Here is a 380-nt window from a genome sequence, read left to right as displayed (position 1 = left end):
GCACCTTGTACTTCTCGCAGAGCGCCAGGTCCTGGTCGAGCCGGTTGTTCGACTTGTGGACGATCTGGTTGACCGCGAACGGCGCCGACGGCCGCTCCGGATGGGCGCGGTCGTAGGCCGCGAGCTCCTCGTTGATCCTCGCCAGCCACTCGTCGAGCAGCGACGCCGGACGCGCGTTCAGCGCAGGAAACGAGCCGACGATGCCCGCCTTGCATTGCGCAATCACGAGGTCCGGATTGGACACGATAAACAGCGGTGAACCGATCACCGGCAGCGACAGTCGGCCCTTGAACAATGCGGGCATGCTCATCGAGAAAATCCTTTGGTGGAGGTCGTCGGCCATGGGCCGAGCGCTACTTCCGGCACGATGCCAGAAGCGG

The 380-nt window shown here is 64.2% G+C and carries 1 pseudogene; it reads right to left on the bottom strand.

Annotation, left to right across the window (positions count from 1 at the left end):
• Nucleotides 1–310 (bottom strand): annotated as a pseudogene (locus FOI68_RS23070) (nitronate monooxygenase); the annotation flags it as partial.
• Nucleotides 311–380: the final 70 nt, after the last annotated feature.

Origin of the sequence: Brevibacillus sp. LEMMJ03 (genome assembly GCF_007197875.1) — a bacterium.
Lineage (GTDB): Bacteria > Bacillota > Bacilli > Brevibacillales > Brevibacillaceae > Brevibacillus > Brevibacillus thermoruber.
This window is presented reverse-complemented; position numbering and strand designations above follow the sequence as displayed.